The organism is Gordonia marina, assembly GCF_052036135.1.
GTDB lineage: Bacteria > Actinomycetota > Actinomycetes > Mycobacteriales > Mycobacteriaceae > Gordonia.
Genome location: NZ_JBPSDN010000007.1, coordinates 1 through 17,456 on the forward strand (window position 1 = coordinate 1; position 17,456 = coordinate 17,456).

18 protein-coding genes are annotated in these 17,456 nt (G+C 71.0%); 8 read left to right on the forward strand and 10 right to left on the reverse strand.

The annotated features are described in order from the left end of the window. The 4 genes from ACSEEN_RS05670 to ACSEEN_RS05685 form a co-directional block, all read right to left on the reverse strand. The coding region (locus tag ACSEEN_RS05670; RefSeq protein WP_440712595.1) for a hypothetical protein at positions 1 to 301 on the reverse strand (301 nt) is incomplete at its 3' end. A gap of 278 nt (positions 302 to 579) precedes the next feature. After that, a complete protein-coding gene (locus ACSEEN_RS05675; RefSeq protein WP_440712596.1) occupies positions 580 to 1,080 on the reverse strand; it encodes a hypothetical protein in 501 nt (166 codons plus the stop codon). After that, complete coding sequence (locus ACSEEN_RS05680) at positions 1,077 to 1,589, reverse strand: DUF4352 domain-containing protein (RefSeq protein WP_440712597.1); 513 nt, start codon at positions 1,587 to 1,589, stop codon at positions 1,077 to 1,079. The genes ACSEEN_RS05675 and ACSEEN_RS05680 overlap by 4 nt, the downstream gene beginning before the upstream one ends. A 155-nt stretch (positions 1,590 to 1,744) precedes the next feature. Then, positions 1,745 to 3,055, reverse strand: coding sequence for a protein kinase domain-containing protein (locus ACSEEN_RS05685; RefSeq protein WP_440712598.1), 1,311 nt, complete (start codon positions 3,053 to 3,055; stop codon positions 1,745 to 1,747). Between the two features lie 87 nt (positions 3,056 to 3,142). Between ACSEEN_RS05685 and ACSEEN_RS05690 the strand changes: the two genes are divergently transcribed. Beyond that, positions 3,143 to 3,511 (forward strand): Rv2175c family DNA-binding protein, encoded by a 369-nt coding sequence (locus ACSEEN_RS05690; protein ID WP_371308626.1) that lies wholly within the window; start codon positions 3,143 to 3,145, stop codon positions 3,509 to 3,511. A 52-nt stretch (positions 3,512 to 3,563) separates the two neighbouring features. On the opposite strand, the gene ACSEEN_RS05695 is transcribed toward ACSEEN_RS05690, so the two are convergent. The 4 genes from ACSEEN_RS05695 to ACSEEN_RS05710 are packed head-to-tail and all read right to left on the reverse strand — an operon-like array spanning position 3,564 to position 8,702. Beyond that, a complete protein-coding gene (locus ACSEEN_RS05695) occupies positions 3,564 to 4,487 on the reverse strand; it encodes a phytoene/squalene synthase family protein (RefSeq protein WP_440712599.1) in 924 nt (307 codons plus the stop codon). Then, on the reverse strand, positions 4,480 to 6,072 hold the full coding sequence (mptB, locus tag ACSEEN_RS05700; RefSeq protein ID WP_440712600.1) for a polyprenol phosphomannose-dependent alpha 1,6 mannosyltransferase MptB: 1,593 nt from the start codon (positions 6,070 to 6,072) through the stop codon (positions 4,480 to 4,482). Before mptB ends, ACSEEN_RS05695 begins: the two co-directional genes overlap by 8 nt. Beyond that, a complete protein-coding gene (crtI, locus tag ACSEEN_RS05705) occupies positions 6,069 to 7,574 on the reverse strand; it encodes a phytoene desaturase family protein (protein WP_440712601.1) in 1,506 nt (501 codons plus the stop codon). The genes mptB and crtI overlap by 4 nt, the downstream gene beginning before the upstream one ends. A 9-nt stretch (positions 7,575 to 7,583) precedes the next feature. Next, positions 7,584 to 8,702, reverse strand: coding sequence for a polyprenyl synthetase family protein (locus ACSEEN_RS05710; protein ID WP_440712602.1), 1,119 nt, complete (start codon positions 8,700 to 8,702; stop codon positions 7,584 to 7,586). 155 nt (positions 8,703 to 8,857) lie between these two features. On the opposite strand from ACSEEN_RS05710, the gene metF reads away from it, so the two are divergent. Then, the gene (gene metF / locus ACSEEN_RS05715) at positions 8,858 to 9,817 is read left to right on the forward strand and encodes a methylenetetrahydrofolate reductase [NAD(P)H] (protein WP_440712603.1); all 960 of its coding nucleotides are present in this window, start codon (positions 8,858 to 8,860) and stop codon (positions 9,815 to 9,817) included. A gap of 22 nt (positions 9,818 to 9,839) precedes the next feature. Here metF and ACSEEN_RS05720 read toward each other — a convergent pair whose 3' ends face one another. Together ACSEEN_RS05720 and ACSEEN_RS05725 are read right to left on the reverse strand one after the other, a co-directional pair. Then, complete coding sequence (locus ACSEEN_RS05720; RefSeq protein ID WP_440712604.1) at positions 9,840 to 10,694, reverse strand: LppM family (lipo)protein; 855 nt, start codon at positions 10,692 to 10,694, stop codon at positions 9,840 to 9,842. Between the two features lie 4 nt (positions 10,695 to 10,698). Further along, on the reverse strand, positions 10,699 to 11,379 hold the full coding sequence (locus ACSEEN_RS05725; protein ID WP_247864040.1) for a GNAT family N-acetyltransferase: 681 nt from the start codon (positions 11,377 to 11,379) through the stop codon (positions 10,699 to 10,701). 251 nt (positions 11,380 to 11,630) lie between these two features. On the opposite strand from ACSEEN_RS05725, the gene ACSEEN_RS05730 reads away from it, so the two are divergent. From ACSEEN_RS05730 to ACSEEN_RS05755, 6 genes are all read left to right on the forward strand, one after another. After that, on the forward strand, positions 11,631 to 12,110 hold the full coding sequence (locus ACSEEN_RS05730) for an SAV_6107 family HEPN domain-containing protein (RefSeq protein ID WP_440712605.1): 480 nt from the start codon (positions 11,631 to 11,633) through the stop codon (positions 12,108 to 12,110). Between the two features lie 140 nt (positions 12,111 to 12,250). Then, entirely contained in the window at positions 12,251 to 12,643 is a 393-nt protein-coding gene (locus tag ACSEEN_RS05735) for an SCO2097 family morphological protein (protein WP_247864038.1), read from the forward strand. A gap of 414 nt (positions 12,644 to 13,057) precedes the next feature. Next, complete coding sequence (mraZ, locus tag ACSEEN_RS05740; protein ID WP_247864037.1) at positions 13,058 to 13,495, forward strand: division/cell wall cluster transcriptional repressor MraZ; 438 nt, start codon at positions 13,058 to 13,060, stop codon at positions 13,493 to 13,495. Positions 13,496 to 13,653: 158 nt separating this feature from the next. Further along, the gene (gene rsmH / locus ACSEEN_RS05745; RefSeq protein ID WP_440712606.1) at positions 13,654 to 14,676 is read left to right on the forward strand and encodes a 16S rRNA (cytosine(1402)-N(4))-methyltransferase RsmH; all 1,023 of its coding nucleotides are present in this window, start codon (positions 13,654 to 13,656) and stop codon (positions 14,674 to 14,676) included. Beyond that, on the forward strand, positions 14,673 to 15,527 hold the full coding sequence (gene ftsL / locus ACSEEN_RS05750) for a cell division protein FtsL (RefSeq protein WP_440712607.1): 855 nt from the start codon (positions 14,673 to 14,675) through the stop codon (positions 15,525 to 15,527). Before rsmH ends, ftsL begins: the two co-directional genes overlap by 4 nt. Before the next feature lie 22 nt (positions 15,528 to 15,549). Continuing rightward, positions 15,550 to 17,394, forward strand: coding sequence for a peptidoglycan D,D-transpeptidase FtsI family protein (locus ACSEEN_RS05755; RefSeq protein ID WP_440712608.1), 1,845 nt, complete (start codon positions 15,550 to 15,552; stop codon positions 17,392 to 17,394). The last annotated feature ends 62 nt before the right edge of the window (positions 17,395 to 17,456 follow it).

The following is a 17,456-nucleotide window of genomic DNA, read 5'->3' on the forward strand; positions in this document are numbered from 1 at the left end:
GCCGGTTCCCGGCGAACACGATCGCGAACACCTCCACGGCCTGCGTGTACGGATCGAACAAGTCCTTCTGCTCTTCCCCGCCGCACACCCGGTCATCGAGTGCGGCGAGGGTGATGTCGAGGAACTGCCCGATCGCATGGATCTGCTGCCAATACAGGAACGCCTGACCCCGCCACGCCGCCTCGGCATACACGATCCACTCGCGACACTGCGTCTTCTCATCATCAGCGGCGTCGGGGGCGACCATCCCGGCCGGAGTGAAATCCATAGCCGTCCAGCGGGCGGCGAATACATCGGTCACCGGTCTCACCCCCTTGCCCCGAACCATCTGTGTTCGATGACTATATGATTCATACTACTCACACATTTCGGTGTGTGCCAGTGTCGGTTTCGTGTTCTGAGTCAAGGGTATCGCCTGGTTATGACAATCTTTCGTGGAGAGTTCACGTGTGGTTCAGGCGAGTTGCGGGCACCGTTTGGGGCGGTATGGTGCTCACTCATTGAGCTGATGTTCGATTCTGGGGTAGCTTCGACACGCGCCGGGTCCTGAGCTGGCGCGGCGAAGCCCTTCGACTCCGCTCAGGAGTCATGCGGGACGATGCGGCGGCACCGGGTGACGACGAGATAGGTGCCGATCAGCACTGGGAGGACGAGGAGATCGGTGGCGTCGCGGTAGACGATGATCGGGGTGACCGGGCCGCCGGAGAAGGTCGCCACCGCGCGGAGCAGGCCGACCATGTACTCGTAGGCGTCGCCGACCGGGGGCACGGTCTTCACCGCCGCGAAGCCGACACCCACGACGGCGATCGTCGTGATCACGGCCCGGCGACCGGCGATCCAGCGCACTCCGCATACCCGCGCCGCGAGTTCGGCGACCGTCAGTATCAGGAGCGGCAGCAGAAAGACGCCGGCGACATCCGACAGCTTCCCGGTCACCGTGTTGCCGAAGATCCACTTGAGCACATGATCGTTCAGCAGCAGGACCAGCACCGACAGGGCCACCCACGGGTGCAGGAGCAGGTCGCCCGGACCGGCGCGACGCGGGTGCGTCGCGGCGGGAGCCGGAGTGGTCGCCGTCACGATAGGTCGATCACGGCCGAGCCGGAACCGAACAGGTCGCACTTGAACTGCAGCTGCAGGTTCTTCGCCGAATCCGGAACCTCGAACGCCAGGTCGCCGCGCAGCGTGCCGCCCGGTGCCACCTCACCGTCGAGCGACGAGGTCTCGTCGCCGGTGATGGTGATGTCGTGCTTGCGGTTCGAGTCGTCCCGCAGGTCGAAGCACATCATCGACGAGACGGTCTGCGACTTCTTGCTGTCGTTGGTGACCTCGGTGTCGACGAGCACGTAGCGATTGCCGGGGCTCGGCGTCACGAACTCGTTGCTCGGCACGTACGGATCGGTCACCTTGTTGACCTTGACCTTCCAGTCGCCGAGCTTGACGGTGTCGCCGACCTTGAACGTGTCGCCCTGCTGGGTCGACCCGTTGCCGTCGACCTTGGTCGCCTTGTCCTCGCTGCCGGACGCGATGGTCGCGCCCAGGGCCAGGCAGGCCATGACGGCGATGGCGGTGTTGCGGAGCTTGCTCATGGTGATTTCCTTTCAGGGGCGGGGCAGCTGACCCGGCGTGATTCGCCGGAGCTGCGGTGCGGAGCAGACTCTGTCACCGGGGTACGACAATTCGCCCGAACAGGCCGAAAAGTGAAAGAAAACCGCAGGCCGGAAGCCTGCGGCGGGGTGCGGCCCTAGGTCGTCAGGGCGATACCGAGAGCCCAGCCGCCGCCGCCGAGAAGAGCGGCGATCAGCAGAACGACGACGAACCAGGCGATCACGACCAGGGTGCTGCCGGTGTGCACGGGGCGCTGGGCGACGTCGGGGTAGTCGTCGTAGGGGTCGTCGTAGTCGGCGTCGTATCGGTCTCCACCGAGATGCCGGTCGGGCGGAGCCGGGACCTCGCCCGGCCCGGGGCCGTAGGCGCCCGGCCCGGGGTCCCGGCCCTCGTAGTCCGGCCGGCCCTCGTAGTCCGGCCGGGGGTCGTAGTCGTCGTCCACGGGACCGTCGCCGGGGTAGTCGTCGTCCGCCTGGCCGTATCCGTCCGGCGAGGGGCCGCGGCCGACGGTGGGGGCGCGGCGCGCGGGGGCGACCGGGCGGGCGATCGCGGAGGTGACGCGGGCCGACGCCTGCCGCGGGGCGGGCACCGTGAACGGCGGAAGGACGAGGTCGTCGACGGCGTCGAGCAGAGCGTGCTGCATGGCGAAGGCGTCGGGGAAGCGGTGGGCCGGGTCGCGCTCGGTGGCGCGCAGCACGATGTCGTCGATCTGCGGCGGCACCCCGGCGATGATCTCGCTGGGTGCCGGGACGTCGTACGACAGGCGCTGGTAGGCGAGTGCGAGGGGAGTGGCGCCGTGGAACGGCTGGCGGCCGGTCAGCAACTCGTAGAAGAGCACGCCCGTGGAGTACACGTCGCTGCGGGCGTCGATGTCGGTGGAACTCACCTGCTCGGGGGACAGGTACGCGGCGGTGCCGAGGATGACGCTCGCCGACGTGACACCGGCCTCGGAGACGGCGCGGACCAGACCGAAGTCGGCGACCTTGATGTCGCCGGTGTCGGAGATCAGCACGTTCTCCGGCTTCACGTCCCGGTGCACCAGCCCCGCGCGGTGCGCGGTGCCCAGCCCACCGAGGACCGGGATACCGACGGCGGCGACCGCGTGCGGGGGCATCGGGCCGCGCTCGCGCAGCAGTTCCCGCAGGCTGCCGCCGCGGACCAGTTCCATCACCAGGAAGGCGATGTCGCCGTCGATGCTCTGGTCGTACACGGCGACCAGCCCCGGATGGCTCAGCCCGGCGACCGCGCGGGCCTCGAACTCGAAGCGCCGCAGGAACTGCGGGTCGCCGACATACCGTGCGTCCATCACCTTGACCGCGACGCGCCGCCCGAGCCGCAGATCGGTGCCGACGTACACCGCCGACATGCCGCCGCGCGCGATCGGCGCGTCGATCCGGTAGCGCCGCTCCAGGACGCGACCCAGCAGCGGATCCTCGGGGGAACTCACGGGAGTGAATCTACCGTGCGGGGTGGGCCGGATCCGTGAGCGCCGGAGCCGTTCGGGTGTCGGCCCTGTCGGGTATCGTCACCTCCCGTGAGTTCCCTTCCGCTGGCCATCGGCATTCTTCCGGACGACGCCGAGGTCTTCGACCTCGACCAGGCGGCCGATCACCTGCATGTCTCCCCGAACCGGGTGCGCACCCTGATCCGCGATCACAACCTGCTCGCCGCCTCGCGGAACGGGCAGCCGGTGATCCCGGCGCTCTTCTTCGGCGAGGAAGGTCATCTGGCCAAGCACTTCGAGGGTCTGGTGTCGGTGCTGCTCGACGGCGGCTACACCCGGGACGAGGCGATGGAGTGGTTCTTCACCGTGTACGACGACCTCGGGATGCACCCGGCGCAGGCACTGCACACGCATTCCGCGCGCGAGGTGATCCGCCGCGCTCAGGCGCAGGCCTTCTAGGCTTCGACGAGCTCAGCCGGCGGGTCTGGACAGACTCAGCCGGCGGGCGGGCTCAGCCGGCGGGCAGGAGAGCGCGGGCGGCGTGCACGACGCGCCGCCGTTTCGGCACCACCGCGCGGCGGGAGAGCACGTCGTAGTCGCTGCGCTCGATCTCGGTGAGGATGTCGGCGTAGCTGCGCGCCGCGGCGGCGATCGCCGGACGGGTGCGGCCCGGGAGCGCCGCGATCGCCGGGGCGGTGCGCCGGTACTGGTCGCGGTTGATCGCGATCAGGTGGCGCAGCGCCGCGCGCAGGGCCGGACCCGGCCGTCCGCGGTGGACGTCCGCGCGCAGCACCTCCTCGTCGACGCCGAACGCCGCGAGATGGTCGGCGGGCAGGTAGATCCGGTCGCGGTCGAGGTCCTCGGCGACGTCGCGCAGGAAATTGGTCAGCTGGAACGCCTCGCCGAGGAGCGCCGCGCCGCCGGCGACGTCGTCGTACGACACGCCGCCGCTGCCGCCCGGCGGCACCCCCAGGATGGGCAGCATCTGCAGGCCGATCACCGCCGCCGAGCCGTACGTGTAGTCGTGCAGTTCGGCGAACGACCGATAGCGGCTGCGGAACTCGGCGGTGCCCGGGACGTCCATCCGCATCGAGCGCAGGAACGCCCCGAACGTCGCCGGGTCGATGCCGAACCGCTCGACCGTAGCGGCCAGTGAACGCAGCAGCGCCCACTGGTCGGCGGTCAGCGACGGATCGGGGAGAGCTTCGCCGTCCAGGGCCGCGGTGAGTCCGGCCGCCAGCGCGTCGAGCGCGGCGACCTGCGCGGCCGGGGCCTGCGGCGACCGATCGACGATGTCGTCGGCCATCCGCGCGAAGCCGTACAGCGCGTAGACGCCGCGCCGCCGGTCGGCCGGCAGCAATCCCGCGGCCAGGTAGTAGGTGCGCCCGGCGCGCGCGGTCATCGCCCGGCCGATGCGGTAGCCGCGCTCAGTCATGCTTCGGCGGGATCGCGAAGGCCCAGTCCCGCAGCCTGCGCAGGCGCAGCGGATCCCGGCGGTCGAGCGAGACCGCGGCGAGCACCGCGAGCAGCAGCGCGACCAACGAGGGAATCGGCTTGTAGAAGGTGATCGAATCGTCGGGCTGGAAGGTGATGAGGAAGAACACGCTCACCCCGACCACCACCTGCCGGACCCACAGTGGCAGGTCGAACGCGACGGCCAGCACCAGCGTCCACACGTAGTACCAGGGCAGGGTCGACGGCTCCAGCAGCAGCACCGCCAGCATCGCCCACGCGGCCCCGGCGACGGCCGCCCGCGTATCGGTGCGCGAACGCCACCAGAACCAGACCAGGAGCACCGCCAGCACCACTTCGCCGATGGCCCGCGTCACCGGCAGCACCTGCTGCAGGTTCCAGACGTGGAACGGCGCGGCCACATAGGTGACGAGGTGCCCGGCCAGCGTGGGGATGGTGAACGGATTGATGATGCGCGACGCCCACGACAGACCGTTCAGCCACCCGAGGCCGAGCCCCAGGATCAGGGTGAACACGCCGAAGACCGCGGCCGGGATCAGGGCGGTGGCCGCGAAGACGCCGACGACGCGACGGACCTGGTCTCGACTCCGCTCGACCGGCATGCTCGGGTCGCCGCGGGCGGCGCGCTGTCTCCGCAGCTGATCGAGCCACATCCACACCACGAAGGGGATCGCGACGGCCGCGGTGATCTTGATCGACGCGGCGACGCCGAGCAGAAGCAGGCCGTACACCGGGCGCCCGCGGATGTCGTCCGGCCCGCTCGCGGAGTTCATGCCGGGCTCCGTCGACGTGCTCCCGGCGCCGACCACCACGGCGACGCCCGCCGCGAGGAAGCCCATCATCAGCAGTTCCAGGTGCGGCCCGGCGACCAGATGCGCCAGCAGCATCGGGTTGAGCAGCACCAGCCACAGCGCGAGCCGCCGGGAGGCGCCGAACCGCTCGGCGAGCGCGGGCAGCGCCCACAGCGAGAGGGCGAGCCCGATCAGCAGCACCAGGCGCATCACGAAGACCCCGGCGATCACGTTCTGCCCGGTCACCGCGACCACACCGCGTGCGATCAGCATGAACAGCGGGGTGTACGGGGACGTGGTGGGCGCCCAGATCTGCGCCATCGAGTCGACGATCGGGCCGGGCGCGTGTGCGGGGCCGTCGAGATAGGGGTTGTAGCCCTGCGCCAGCACCCACGCCTGACCGAGATACGCGTAGACGTCGCGGCTGAACACCGGCACGGCGAACAGCATCGGCAGCGCCCAGGCGCACACGGTCCAGCGGGTGCCGCGCACGTCCAGATCGCTGGTGCCGGCGAGCACCGCGCGGCCGATCCGGATCCAGGCGATCACCATCAGCGTGACGCCGGTCCAGAACGCGATCCAGGCGAGCGCCTTGCCGCTGCCGTAGGTGATCGGGGCCAGCCCGAGGTTCTGCAGGGTCGTGTCGTTGCGCGGGATGTCGGCCACTCCGTAGGTGCCGACGGCGAACAGGACCGCGCCCACGAACCCGAGCAGTGCGTCGGGGTGGCTGAGCAGTCCTCGCAGCCGCGCGCTCATCGTGCCGCTCCCGTGAGGAGCGCGTCGGCGCGATCGGCCGCGAGGCCACCGGAGATCAGGACCGGCGGGATGCCGACACCGGGCACCGTGGCGCTGCCGGCCAGGAACAGATTACGCAGGCCGGGCCACGTGTTGCGGGTGCGCAGCGGACCGGTCTGCATAACCGTGTGGGCCGCCGAGAACGGCGTGCCCGCGGGCAGTCCGGCACGCCGCCAGGTACCCGGATGGTCGACGCGCAGCACCTTCAGCTCGTCGATCCCGCGATAGCCGCGGCCGGCGAGGGTGCCCAGCACCTCGGTCACATAGGGGCCGGCGACCGCGTCCCACGCCAGCGGTGCGCTGTCCAGGTTCGGGGTGGGGGCCAGGACCGAGACCGACTCCAGCCCGCCGGTGACGAAGGTGTCCGGGTCGCTGACCGCCGGCCGGGTGATCAGGAACGACCCGTCGGTCATCGGCTTGCCTCCACGGCCGGTGATCTCGGCGAAGGTCTGCGTCCACGCCGCACCGAAGTCGAGCGTGTGGTGCCCCGACGACCACTCCCGCGCGGTTCCGGCCGGCAGCAGACCGTGGGCGACGACGGCGCTGGGCGAGTAGCGGAGCCTGCGCCGCGGGGTCGCGCCGAGCAGATCGGCGACCTGGTCGCGCTCCAGCGTCGCGATCACCGCGTCGGCGGCGATCACGCCGTCGTCGGTCGCCGCGCCGCGGACCGTGTGCCCGTCCCGCAGCACCGCTCGGACCGGGGAGTCGTACGCGATGGTGACGCCGGCGTCGATCAGCGCTCCGGCGAGCACCTCGCCGATCCGGCCCATGCCGCCGGCCGGTGCCCAGAGGCCGCGGCCGATGTCCATGTCGGCGATGATCGCGTAGATGGCGCGCGCCCGGTGCGGAGGTACCCCGGCGTACAGCGACTGGAAGGTGAACGCCCGCTGGACGCGCTCGTCGGGGGCGAAGCGCGCGACGGCGCCGGTGAGCCCGCCGAGGGCGCGCAGTTTCACCAGTTGTGCTGCGGCCCTGCGTGTTTCGGGTCCGGTCAGGTCGCCGATACCGCCGAAGTTGCGGTCGATGAAGACCCCGTACTCGGCGTCGTACACCGCGCGCAGCCATTCGAGCAGGTCGGCGGTGCCGCGTGCGGTGTCCGGGCCGAAAGCGCGGGCGACGGCGGCGGGGATCGCGGCGACGTCGTGCGGCAGCGCGAGGACGGACCCGTCCGCGTAGTTCATCACGTAGCCCGGATCGACGGGCGTCAGGGACAGCCTCGCCAGCGCCTCGGCGCGGTCGACGCCGAGCTCGGCGAGGGCGTCGACGATCAGGCCCGGCATGGTGAGCAGGGTGGCGCCGGTGTCGAAGCGGTGTCCGTCGATCTCCTCGGTGCGGACCAGCCCGCCCGGGACGGCAGCGGATTCGAGGACGGTCACCTCGTGGCCGCGGCCCCGCAGGCGGGCGGCGGCGGCCAGCCCGGAGAGGCCGGCGCCGATGATGACGACGTGTCTGGTGGCGGTCATGGCTGCGTCTCAGGTCTGCCGGTGGGCGATGCGGTGCGCGAGGGCCGTGAGATCGTCGCGCGCGGCCGCACCGACCGGGAGGGCGTCGATCTCGGCCAGCGCCGCGGTGAGGTGGTCGTCGATCTGCTGCTCGACGGCGGCGAGCGCACCGGAGTCGATGAGGATCGTCCGGGCGGTGGCCAGCTCGGCGGCGTCGATCCGGCGGCCGAGCAGGCCGCGCAGCACGTCGGCGTCGGCCGCGGGCGCCCCGGCGAGGGTGAGGGCCACCAGCACCGTGCGTTTGCCGGCGACCAGATCGTCGCCGGAGGGCTTGCCGGTCTGGGCGGGATCGCCGAAGGCGCCGAGGACGTCGTCGCGCAGCTGAAAGGCCAGACCCAGCCCGGTGCCGATCCGGCGCAACGCGGCGGCCGTCTCGCCGGTCGACCGTCCCAGAGCCGCGCCGATCTCCAGCGGCCGGGCGATGGTGTAGGCGGCGGTCTTGTACTCCATCACCCGGTACGCGGCGTCGACGCTCTCGTCGCCGGAGACCTCATTGGTGATGTCGAGGAGCTGCCCGCCGAGCACCTCGGTGCGCATCAGCGACCACAGGCCGGCCGCGCGCGGCGGCAGGGGGTCTCCGGCGACGGCGCCGGGCACCGGGCGGTATCCGTGCACCAGATCGTCGGCCCAGGCGAGCGCCAGGTCGCCGAGGAGGATCGCCGCGGAGGCGCCGTAGTGATCGTCGTCTCCCGACCAGGCCCGATCGCGGTGCCGCTCCGCGAAGCGGCGATGCACCGTCGGACGTCCGCGCCGGGTGTCGCTGCGGTCGAGGATGTCGTCGTGCACCAGGGCGCACGCCTGGATCAGCTCGATCGCGGCGCCGGTGCGCACGACCAGCGGTTCGCTCTCCGCGCGCTGCCGATCCGGGGCGGGCCGGCCCGACGGCGGACATTCGGTGAGGCCGCAGTGCCAGCCCGCGTGCACGAACAGCGGCCGGATCCGCTTGCCGCCGCCGAGGACGAAGTCGGCCAGAACGCTCCCGGCATCGGCCACCACCGGCGAGATCTCGTCGAGAGCGGCGGCGGAGGTGGCGAAGAAGTCCCGCAGGACCTCCTCCACGGCGCCGGGCACCTGCTGCTGACTCAACACGCGGGTAAGCCTACCGGGGCGTCACCCGCGGTCCGGCCGCGGCGGGACCCGCTTGATACCTCAGCGGTCCGGGCAGGTCAAGACGGCCCCGGCCGGTGCGTAAAACCGGCGCTGGAAATCGGTCCACTGCGGTACCCGTCGGTAAGATCGGCCGGGTGAGTGACGTTTCCGCCGATGCCTTCGCGCCCTCGACCGTCGTCGAGCGGCTCGCCGCGCCGCACGACGGCCCAGTGCCCTTCTCCGTCGAGTTCTTCCCGCCGCGGACCGAGGCCGACGAGGCCCGGCTGTGGCACGCGGTGCGGGTGTTCGAGCGAATGGACCCGGCGTTCGTGTCGCTGACCTACGGCGCCGGCGGTTCCACCCGGGACCGCACGGTGCGCATCGCGGGGGAGCTGGCCACGTCGACCACGCTGACCACCGTCGCGCATCTGACCGCGGTGAATCACAGCCTCGACGAGCTGCGCGGCCTGGTCGGCGCGTACGCCGACAAGGGCATCACCAATCTGCTCGCGCTGCGCGGCGATCCGCCGGGCGACCCGCTGGGCGAGTGGGTGCGGCATCCCGAGGGCGTGTCGTACGCCTCGGAGCTCGTGGAGCTGATCGGCTCGCTCGGCGACTTCCACATCGGCGTGGCGTCGTTCCCGGAGGGGCACCATCGGGCGCCGAATCTGGCGGCCGACACCGGGAACCTGATCCGCAAGCTGCGCTCGGGCGCCGAGTACTCGGTGACCCAGATCTTCTTCGACGTGGACGATTACCTGCGGCTGCGCGATCGCGTGGTGGCCGCCGATCCGGAGCAGGGCGCCAAGCCGATCATCCCCGGCATCATGCCGATCACCTCGCTGGCCACGGTGCGCCGCATGGTGGAGCTGTCCGGCAGTGTGCTGCCGCAGCGCGTGGCGGAGCGACTGGCCGCGGCGGCCGGCGACGGTCCGGAGGAGGATCGGGCCGCGGTCCGCGAAGTCGGTATCGACCTGTGCACCGAGATGGCGCAGCGGCTGGTGGCCGAGGGCGCGCCGTGCCTGCATTTCTGCAGCCTGAACTTCACCCGCGCGACCAGCGAGGTGCTGGAGCGGATCGGGATCGACACCCGGGGCGCGCTGACCCCGGCCTGAACCGGGCCGCGGCCTCTGCGCCCTACCGGCCGGTGGGGGCGGCAGGCTCCTCGATCTCCTCGGCCTCCGTCTCGGAGGCGGCGGCCGCGTCGTCGTTCTTCTTCCGGCGCAGCCGTGTCAGGGCGCGCAGTGGATTCGGTCCGCCGCCCTGTCCGGCCGGCGGGGTGTACCGCGGCGTGCGATCACGGAAGCGGTAGGCGAGGGCGGCGACGGCGCCGACGATCGCCAGGCAGGCGATCACCATGAACCAGGTCCAGCTCGGCAGCGCCGCCGTGGCCGGATCCGGGTACTTCGCATCGGCGTTGAACTGGGCGTTCTGGCCCGGCTCGGGCACCCAGGTGACGGAGTTGTCGCCGGCCAGATGTCCGTTGGTGGCGACGACCTCGCCGCCGAAGTCGACGGTGATCGAGAGATACGAGGTCTTCGGCGACAGCCCGGCCAGAGCCGCCCCGCCGCGCATCCGGACCACGTCGCCGCTGCGCGTGGCCGTCAGATCGACGGTCGCGCCGGAATCCAGCGCGCCGGAGATGATGTCGCCGAGCTGGGAGAACTGACCCGCGGTGAGATCGGTGAAGGTCATCCGGGAGCCGACCTTCCCGGTGACCGCGTCCGTCTGCGCCGGTTCCGGTGACGTCTGCGTGTCGCCGTCCGCCGGGAACTTGGTCACCGACACCGATCCGGCCATCGAGGCGGGCACGTCGAAGGTGGGGGTGGCTCCGGCGTCCGGGGCGGCCGCGACCACCACGAATCCCGAGTACTGGTCGCCGACGTTCTCCGACTTCGTCAGGCATCCGCTCAGCAGCGGGACCAGCGCGAGCAGGACCACGAGGCCCAGGGCGGGGTGACGGTGACGCGGGAGACGCTGGCGACGGGACACGGTGTCATCGTGCCAGAGTGGGCGGGTTCTCCCCCGCCGCGACGTCGCCGGGCGCGTCCGGCAGCGGCAGCGACCGGCCCAGGAAGGCGAACTGCCGGGGGTCGCCGGCGAAGGTGAAACCGCGCAGCACGTCGTCAAATCCGAGCCGCCGGTACAGCGACCACGCCCGGTTCTCCTCACCCCGTACCTCCGGCGTGGACAGCAGGACCCGGGACTCGGGGCGCCCGGACAGCAGCCGGGTGAGCAGTGCCTGGCCGAGGCCGCGGCCCTGCGCCACCGGGTGGACGTGCAGCTCGGTGAGCTCGAAGTAGTCGGACGCGATCGCCGCCACCTGGTCCGGTGAGCAGCCGTGGCGGGCCAGGCCCGAGCGCAGTTGCCGGTTCCACCACTGGTCCGCGGCGCCGGTGTAGCCGTAGGCGATACCGACCAGGACCTCGCGGTCGGCGGTCCACGGCGCGGTGACCCGCAGCCGGGCGTACGTCGGCCGCAGCAGATCCATCGGCGACGCCGTGGCCAGCGCGGCCACCGCCGTCCAGCCCGGCCGATGCAGATGATCGCGCCACAGTCCGGTGCGGCTCTGCTCGGTGCCGCGCGCGTACCGCATGGCGGTCACATAGGTGTGCACGGCCGGATCGATCCACTGATCGGCATCGGCGGCGGCCAGGGAGACGATCCGAACCGCCATGGGCGGACCCACCTGCCTTTCGCCGTCGTATCCGGGTGCGTTGCCAGTGAGATTAGCGGCACTTGCCGACGGCCCCTAGTGGGGGTTAGTCTTCCGGTATCGAACAAAGTTTCGATGAGCCGAGAGTCGGCGGACCGGTGGGGAAGACACCGGGCCGCCGGCTCTCGCGCATCTCGGCGAAGGCCCGCCGGCCCGGGATTGTCGTAGGCACGTGAGACGTTCTTGTCGACAGAAGGAGGCGAGGGGTTCACATGACCGGAAAGTCGACGACGAGCCGCATGGCGGCGACGGCCGACCCGCGGGTGGTCCTGCGCAGCCGGGACCTGCTCGACCGGGCCGAGGTGCTGTTCGAGGACGCCGCGCGCGTCACCGACGACGGCGCCGAGCGGTTCCGGCAGTTCTATCTGGCCGCCATCCGGGCGGCCGGCGCGGTGCTGGCCGTCTACGAGCCGCCCGGCCCGGTGCGCAGGCGCCGCAACGCCCGCGACGCGTGGAGCCGGATCAAAGCGGCCGCGCCGCAGTACGCCGAACTGGCCGAATACTTCGGCGGCCTGTCCGCCATGCGCGAGAAGGTGGAGGTGGGCCTGGTCCGGCAGGTGGACGACACCCTCTGCGCCCGCGTCGAACGACGCGCCGCCGAGTTCCTCGACGCGGCCGATGCCAGCCTGCTCGCCTACGAGCAGGGGGCGCTGCCCGGCGCCGAACGCCCGGCTCGCCGGATCGGCGCCTGATCCGGTGGGCCGCGGTGGGGGAGGGTGGCGGATCGTCCCAGAGGGAATAGTGGTCGCCGGAGGATTCTGCTCCTATCATGGAGTGAGAAACGGTCGCCGAATTCCGCGGTGCCCGTCGCGACGGAGTAAGGGAGGGCGCGGTGCCGCTTTCAGAGCATGAGCAGCGGATGCTCGATGAGATCGAGAGCGCGCTGTACGCCGAGGACCCGAAGTTCGTCTCGAACGTCAGTAAGCAGCGGGTCGGTCGTCCTTCCGCGCGCCGCCAGTGGCAGGCGGTCCTCCTCCTGCTGCTCGGTCTGGTGCTGCTGGTGGGCGGCATCATGGTGCGCGTCCGGATCGGCGACTTCCCGATCCTGAGCCTGGTCGGATTCTTCGTGATGTTCGGCGGCGGGCTGATCCTGGTGCTCGGTCCGCGTGGCGGTTCGGCGTCCGCGGACGGTTCCGGCAAGTCGTCGAAGAACGGCTCGAAGGGTTCGCTGAGTTCCCGCATGGAAGACCGGTTCAACCGGCGCTTCCACCAGGACGGTCACTGACCGCCTGAGAAGAGTTCCGCAGAAGCGGGGCCGCAGTCTCCACGGAGACCGCGGCCCCGCTTTTTTCGTCGTGCCGCCGGGACCGGTGGCACGCGTTCGTGAGCGCTCCACCACGACCACCCACTTCGCCCCACCCCGATCACCCACTTCGCCCCACTGAGTTCCTTAGATGAGTCCCACCTGCCACTTTTGTGCTGTTCAGCCTCGTTGGCATCCGTTGAGACGCGCCGGACGCCACTGGCCTTTCCTGAGAATCTCCTTCATGTAAGACGCCATGACCTGCGTAAACAATGCTCGGTGGTGTGCGAGTGGGGCGCAGGGGGTGGAAAGTGGTGGAAAGTGGGGTAATGTGGTGGATGTCGATGAGGGGGAACCCGGAATCTCCTCACCGATACCCGGGCAGGAGGTGGCGATGTGGCTGGCTTCATCGGCACCTACTCGCCCAAGCTCGACGACAAAGGGCGGCTCACACTGCCCGCGAAGTTCCGGAACGCCTTGTCAGGAGGGGTCGTGGTCACCAAAGCCCTCGATCACAGCCTGGCGGTGTATCCGGCCGAGGAGTTCGGCGCCATCGCCCAGCGGGCGAACCAGGCGTCGCGCAACGATCCGGAAGCCCGCGCGTACGTCCGGCTGATGATGGCCAACGCCGACGAGCAGAGTCTCGACGGCCAGGGCCGGGTCAACCTGTCGGCGGGGCTTCGCGCATGGGCCGGCCTGCAGAAAGACTGCGTGGTCACCGGGCAGTTCGACCACCTGGAGATCTGGGATGCGGCCGCATGGGACGCCTACCAGGCTGCACACGAGGAGGCCTTCGCGGCCGGCGGCTCCGCCGCGCTGGACGCGATCCTCTAAGACAAGTGAAGAAATGGACCGCTGCGGTGAGGCGAGGCCTCGGCCCGGCCGACCCTGACGTACTTCCCCAACGCCAGGTGCGACTCGGGCGGGGACCCCGCCTCACCGCCGTTCCATTTCTCCACCGTCTTGACCACCACCGAGACAGGGGAGAGGCGATGATCGTATCCGGCGCCCCGGCCGACTCCCCGTCCCCGGGCGAGCACGGCCACGTCCCCGTGATGGCCGACCGCATGGTCGAACTGCTGACCCCGGCGCTCACCCGCGTGCACGACGACGGCACCGGCGCGGTCCTGATCGACGGCACCCTGGGTGCCGGCGGACACACCGAACTCTTCCTCACCCGGCTCCCCGGACTCACCGTCCACGGCATCGACCGGGACGAGAACGCGCTCGAGATCGCCCGCGAACGACTCGCACCGTTCGGTGATCGCGCCGTGTTCCATCACGCCCGATACGACGAGATCGCCGACGTCGCCCGCGATGCGGGTCTGGCGCAGGTCGACGGGATCCTGCTGGACCTGGGCGTCTCGTCCATGCAGCTCGACCAGGCCGACCGCGGCTTCGCCTACGCCATCGACGCGCCGCTCGACATGCGGATGAACCCCGGCGACGAGCTGACCGCCGCCGACATCCTCAACACCTACGACCACGGTGCCCTGGCGCGGGTCCTCAGCGAATACGGCGAGGAGCGGTTCGCCGGGAAGATCGCCTCGGCGGTCCTCCGGGAACGCGAGATCGAGCCGTTCACGACCAGCGGACGGCTGGTGGAACTGCTGTACGCGACGATTCCGGCCGCGACCCGCCGTACCGGCGGGCACCCGGCCAAGCGGACCTTCCAAGCGCTGCGCATCGAGGTCAACCGCGAACTGGACTCGCTGCGGGCCGTCGTCCCGGCGTCGCTCGCGCTGCTCGCGGTCGGTGGCCGGCTGGCCGTGATGAGCTACCAGTCGCTGGAGGACCGGATCGTCAAGCGGGACTTCGCCCAGGCGGTGCGCAACACCACCCCGGCCGGCCTCCCCGTCGACCTGCCCGGCACATCGGCCCAGTTCGCTCTGGTCACCCGGGGCGCCGAACAGGCGGATGAGCAGCAGCGCCGGGACAACCCCCGAAGCGCCCCGGTCCGGGTGCGCGCCATCGAACGAATCGCCCCCGCACCCGAAGAGAGGAATCGGCGGTGACACTTCTCGACGACCGATCGACCACGCGTCCCGGGGCCGCTCGCCGCCGCCGTGAGCGCACCGCCGCGAGCCGCACGCCCCGGACCTCGTCGCCCGGGACCTCCACGTCCCGGGCGACGGCGAGTCCAGCCGCCCGGACCCCGCGGGCGCGCGCCGGTACGGCCGAGACCGTCCCGGCGTCGCCCCGTGTGCGCCGTCCGCGCCGCGCGGAGGCGCCGGCGGCCGGGCCGGGTGCGCGGGGGCCCTCCGGCGTGCTGTCCGGCCTGGCCGACATCCCGTTCATCATTCCGATCGTCCTGCTGGTGGTCGGCGCGCTCGGACTCACGCTGTTCCTGACGACCAGATCCGCGCAGGACTCCTACGCGCTCACCACCGTCCGGAACCAGAATTCGGCGCTGCAGGACCAGCGCGACGGTCTCAAGCGCACCGTCGACGCCGGGGACTCGGCGCCCGAACTGGCCGACAAGGCGCAGAAGCTCGGCATGGTGCCGGCCGCCGACTCCGCCCACCTGGTGGTCGGGCCGGACGGCAAGGCGCGCCTGAAGGGCGAGCTCACCCCTGCCGAGGGGAAGCGCCTCGGTTCGCTGAACCCCGCCCCGGACCCGGTGTCGCAGATCGATCCGGGCAAGGTCGACGACTCCGGTGGCCTCGGTGGGCAGCCGGCCCCGTCGGCGGCACCCTCGGCCTCGCCGTCGACCACGACCCCCGCCCCGGCCGCGACCCCGTCCACCGGTTCGCAGCCGCCGGCCGCCACGACATCGTCGGCCACCGACGATCAGGGCCAGATCCCGGCCCCGAATGTTCTGCCGCGCGGCGCCACGCCGAGCCGCAATAACCCACCGCAACGCTGACCAGGGAGAGGATGGAACGATCATGAGCTCCCCTCACCCCCCGGCCCCGGACACCCGGCGTGACGCCGATGCGCCGACCCGCCGCTTCATCGGGCGTCAGCGTCTGCTCGGCATCTTCGCGCTGGTGCTCGCGTTCGCGGTCGGCGGCCGGCTGGTCTACCTCAACGTCATCGATGCGCCCGAACTGTCCGCGAAGGCGGCGCAGCAGCGCGAGGACGTCGTCACCCTCTACGCCAAGCGCGGCGCGATCGTCGACCGCAACGGCCGCCCGCTCGCGTACACCGGCGAGGCCCGGGCACTGACCTTCCTGCCGCAGGCCGTCCGCAAGTCGATCGACGCCGAGCACAAGAAGAATCCGCAGCTGCCCGACGTGAACACCCGGCTGCGGCAGATCGCCGACGGGGTCTCCACCGACCTCGGCGGATCCATCTCGTCCGACGACCTGCTGGCCAAGCTCACCTCCAACGATCAGTTCGTCTACCTGGCCCGCTCGGTCAGCCCGGAGACCGCCAACCGCATCACCACCGACTTCCCCGAGGTGGGGGCGGACCCGCAGTCGATCCGCGTCTACCCGGGCGGCTCGCTGGGCGCCAACGTGGTCGGCGACGTCAACTTCGACGGCAACGGCCTGATCGGGCTGGAGTCGTCGCTCGATCCGATCCTGGCCGGGATGAACGGCACCGAGACCATCGACCGCGGTTCCGACGGCGCGGTGATCCCGGGCAGCAAGCGCAACGTCCATCCGGCCATCGACGGCAAGACGGTCCGGCTCACGCTCGACTCCGACGTGCAGTGGTTCGTGCAGGCGCAGGTCAACGCGGCGAAGAAGAACTCCGGCGCCAAGAGCGCTTCCGCGGTGGTGCTCGACGCGCGTACCGGCGAGGTGCTGGCCATGGCCAACGACGACACCTTCAACGCCTCGCGCCCGCTCAGCGAACAGAGCGGCGCCGACCTGGGCAACCGGTCGGTCACCTCGCCGTTCGAGCCCGGCTCGGTGAACAAGCTGGTGGTGGCCTCGGCGGCCATCGAATACGGCCTCACCACCCCGGACGAGGTGCACCAGGTGCCCGGCTCCATCCGGATGGCCGGGATCACCGTCAACGACGCGTGGGTGCACGGGGTGACGCCGTACACCACCACCGGGATCTTCGGGAAGTCGTCGAACGTCGGCACCCTGATGCTGGCGCAGCGGGTGGGGGAGAAGCGCTTCGCCGACATGCTCGACGCCTATGGTCTCGGCCAGCGCACCGGTGTGGGCCTGCCCGCCGAATCGGCCGGCGACGTGCCCGCCCTCAGCCAGTGGTCGGGCGGCTCGTTCGCCAACCTGCCGATCGGCCAGGGCCTGTCGATGACGCTCCTGCAGATGACCTCGATGTACCAGGCGATCGCGAACAACGGCGTGCGCGTGCCGCCACGCATCCTGGTCCCGGCCGACGGGGAGCGCGGGGCCGGGTTCAGCAAGCCCGAGCCGGTGCGGGTGGTGAGCCCGGAGACCGCGAAGACGGTCCGCAACATGTTCCGCGCGGTGATGCAGGACGATCCGATGGGCGTCCAGAACGGCACCGGCGCCAAGGGCGCCATCGCCGGCTACCAGACCTCCGGTAAGACCGGTACCGCCCAGCAGGTGGACCCGTCGTGCAACTGCTACTCCAAGTCGAGCTACAACATCACCTTCGCCGGGATCGCCCCCGCCGACGACCCGCGCTACGTGATCGGCATCATGCTCGACAACCCGGTGCGCAGCTCGGACGGCAGCGGCGGCCAGTCGGCGGCGCCGCTGTTCAGCACCATCGGTGGATGGCTGCTGCAGCACGAAAAGGTGCCTTACTCGACGACCAGGGCACCGCGGCTCCGGCTGGAAGCATAGGCTTCTCCCCGGGGACGACAATCGGAGTGATCGGCGTCAAGACGGCGATCCGGGCGTGACGA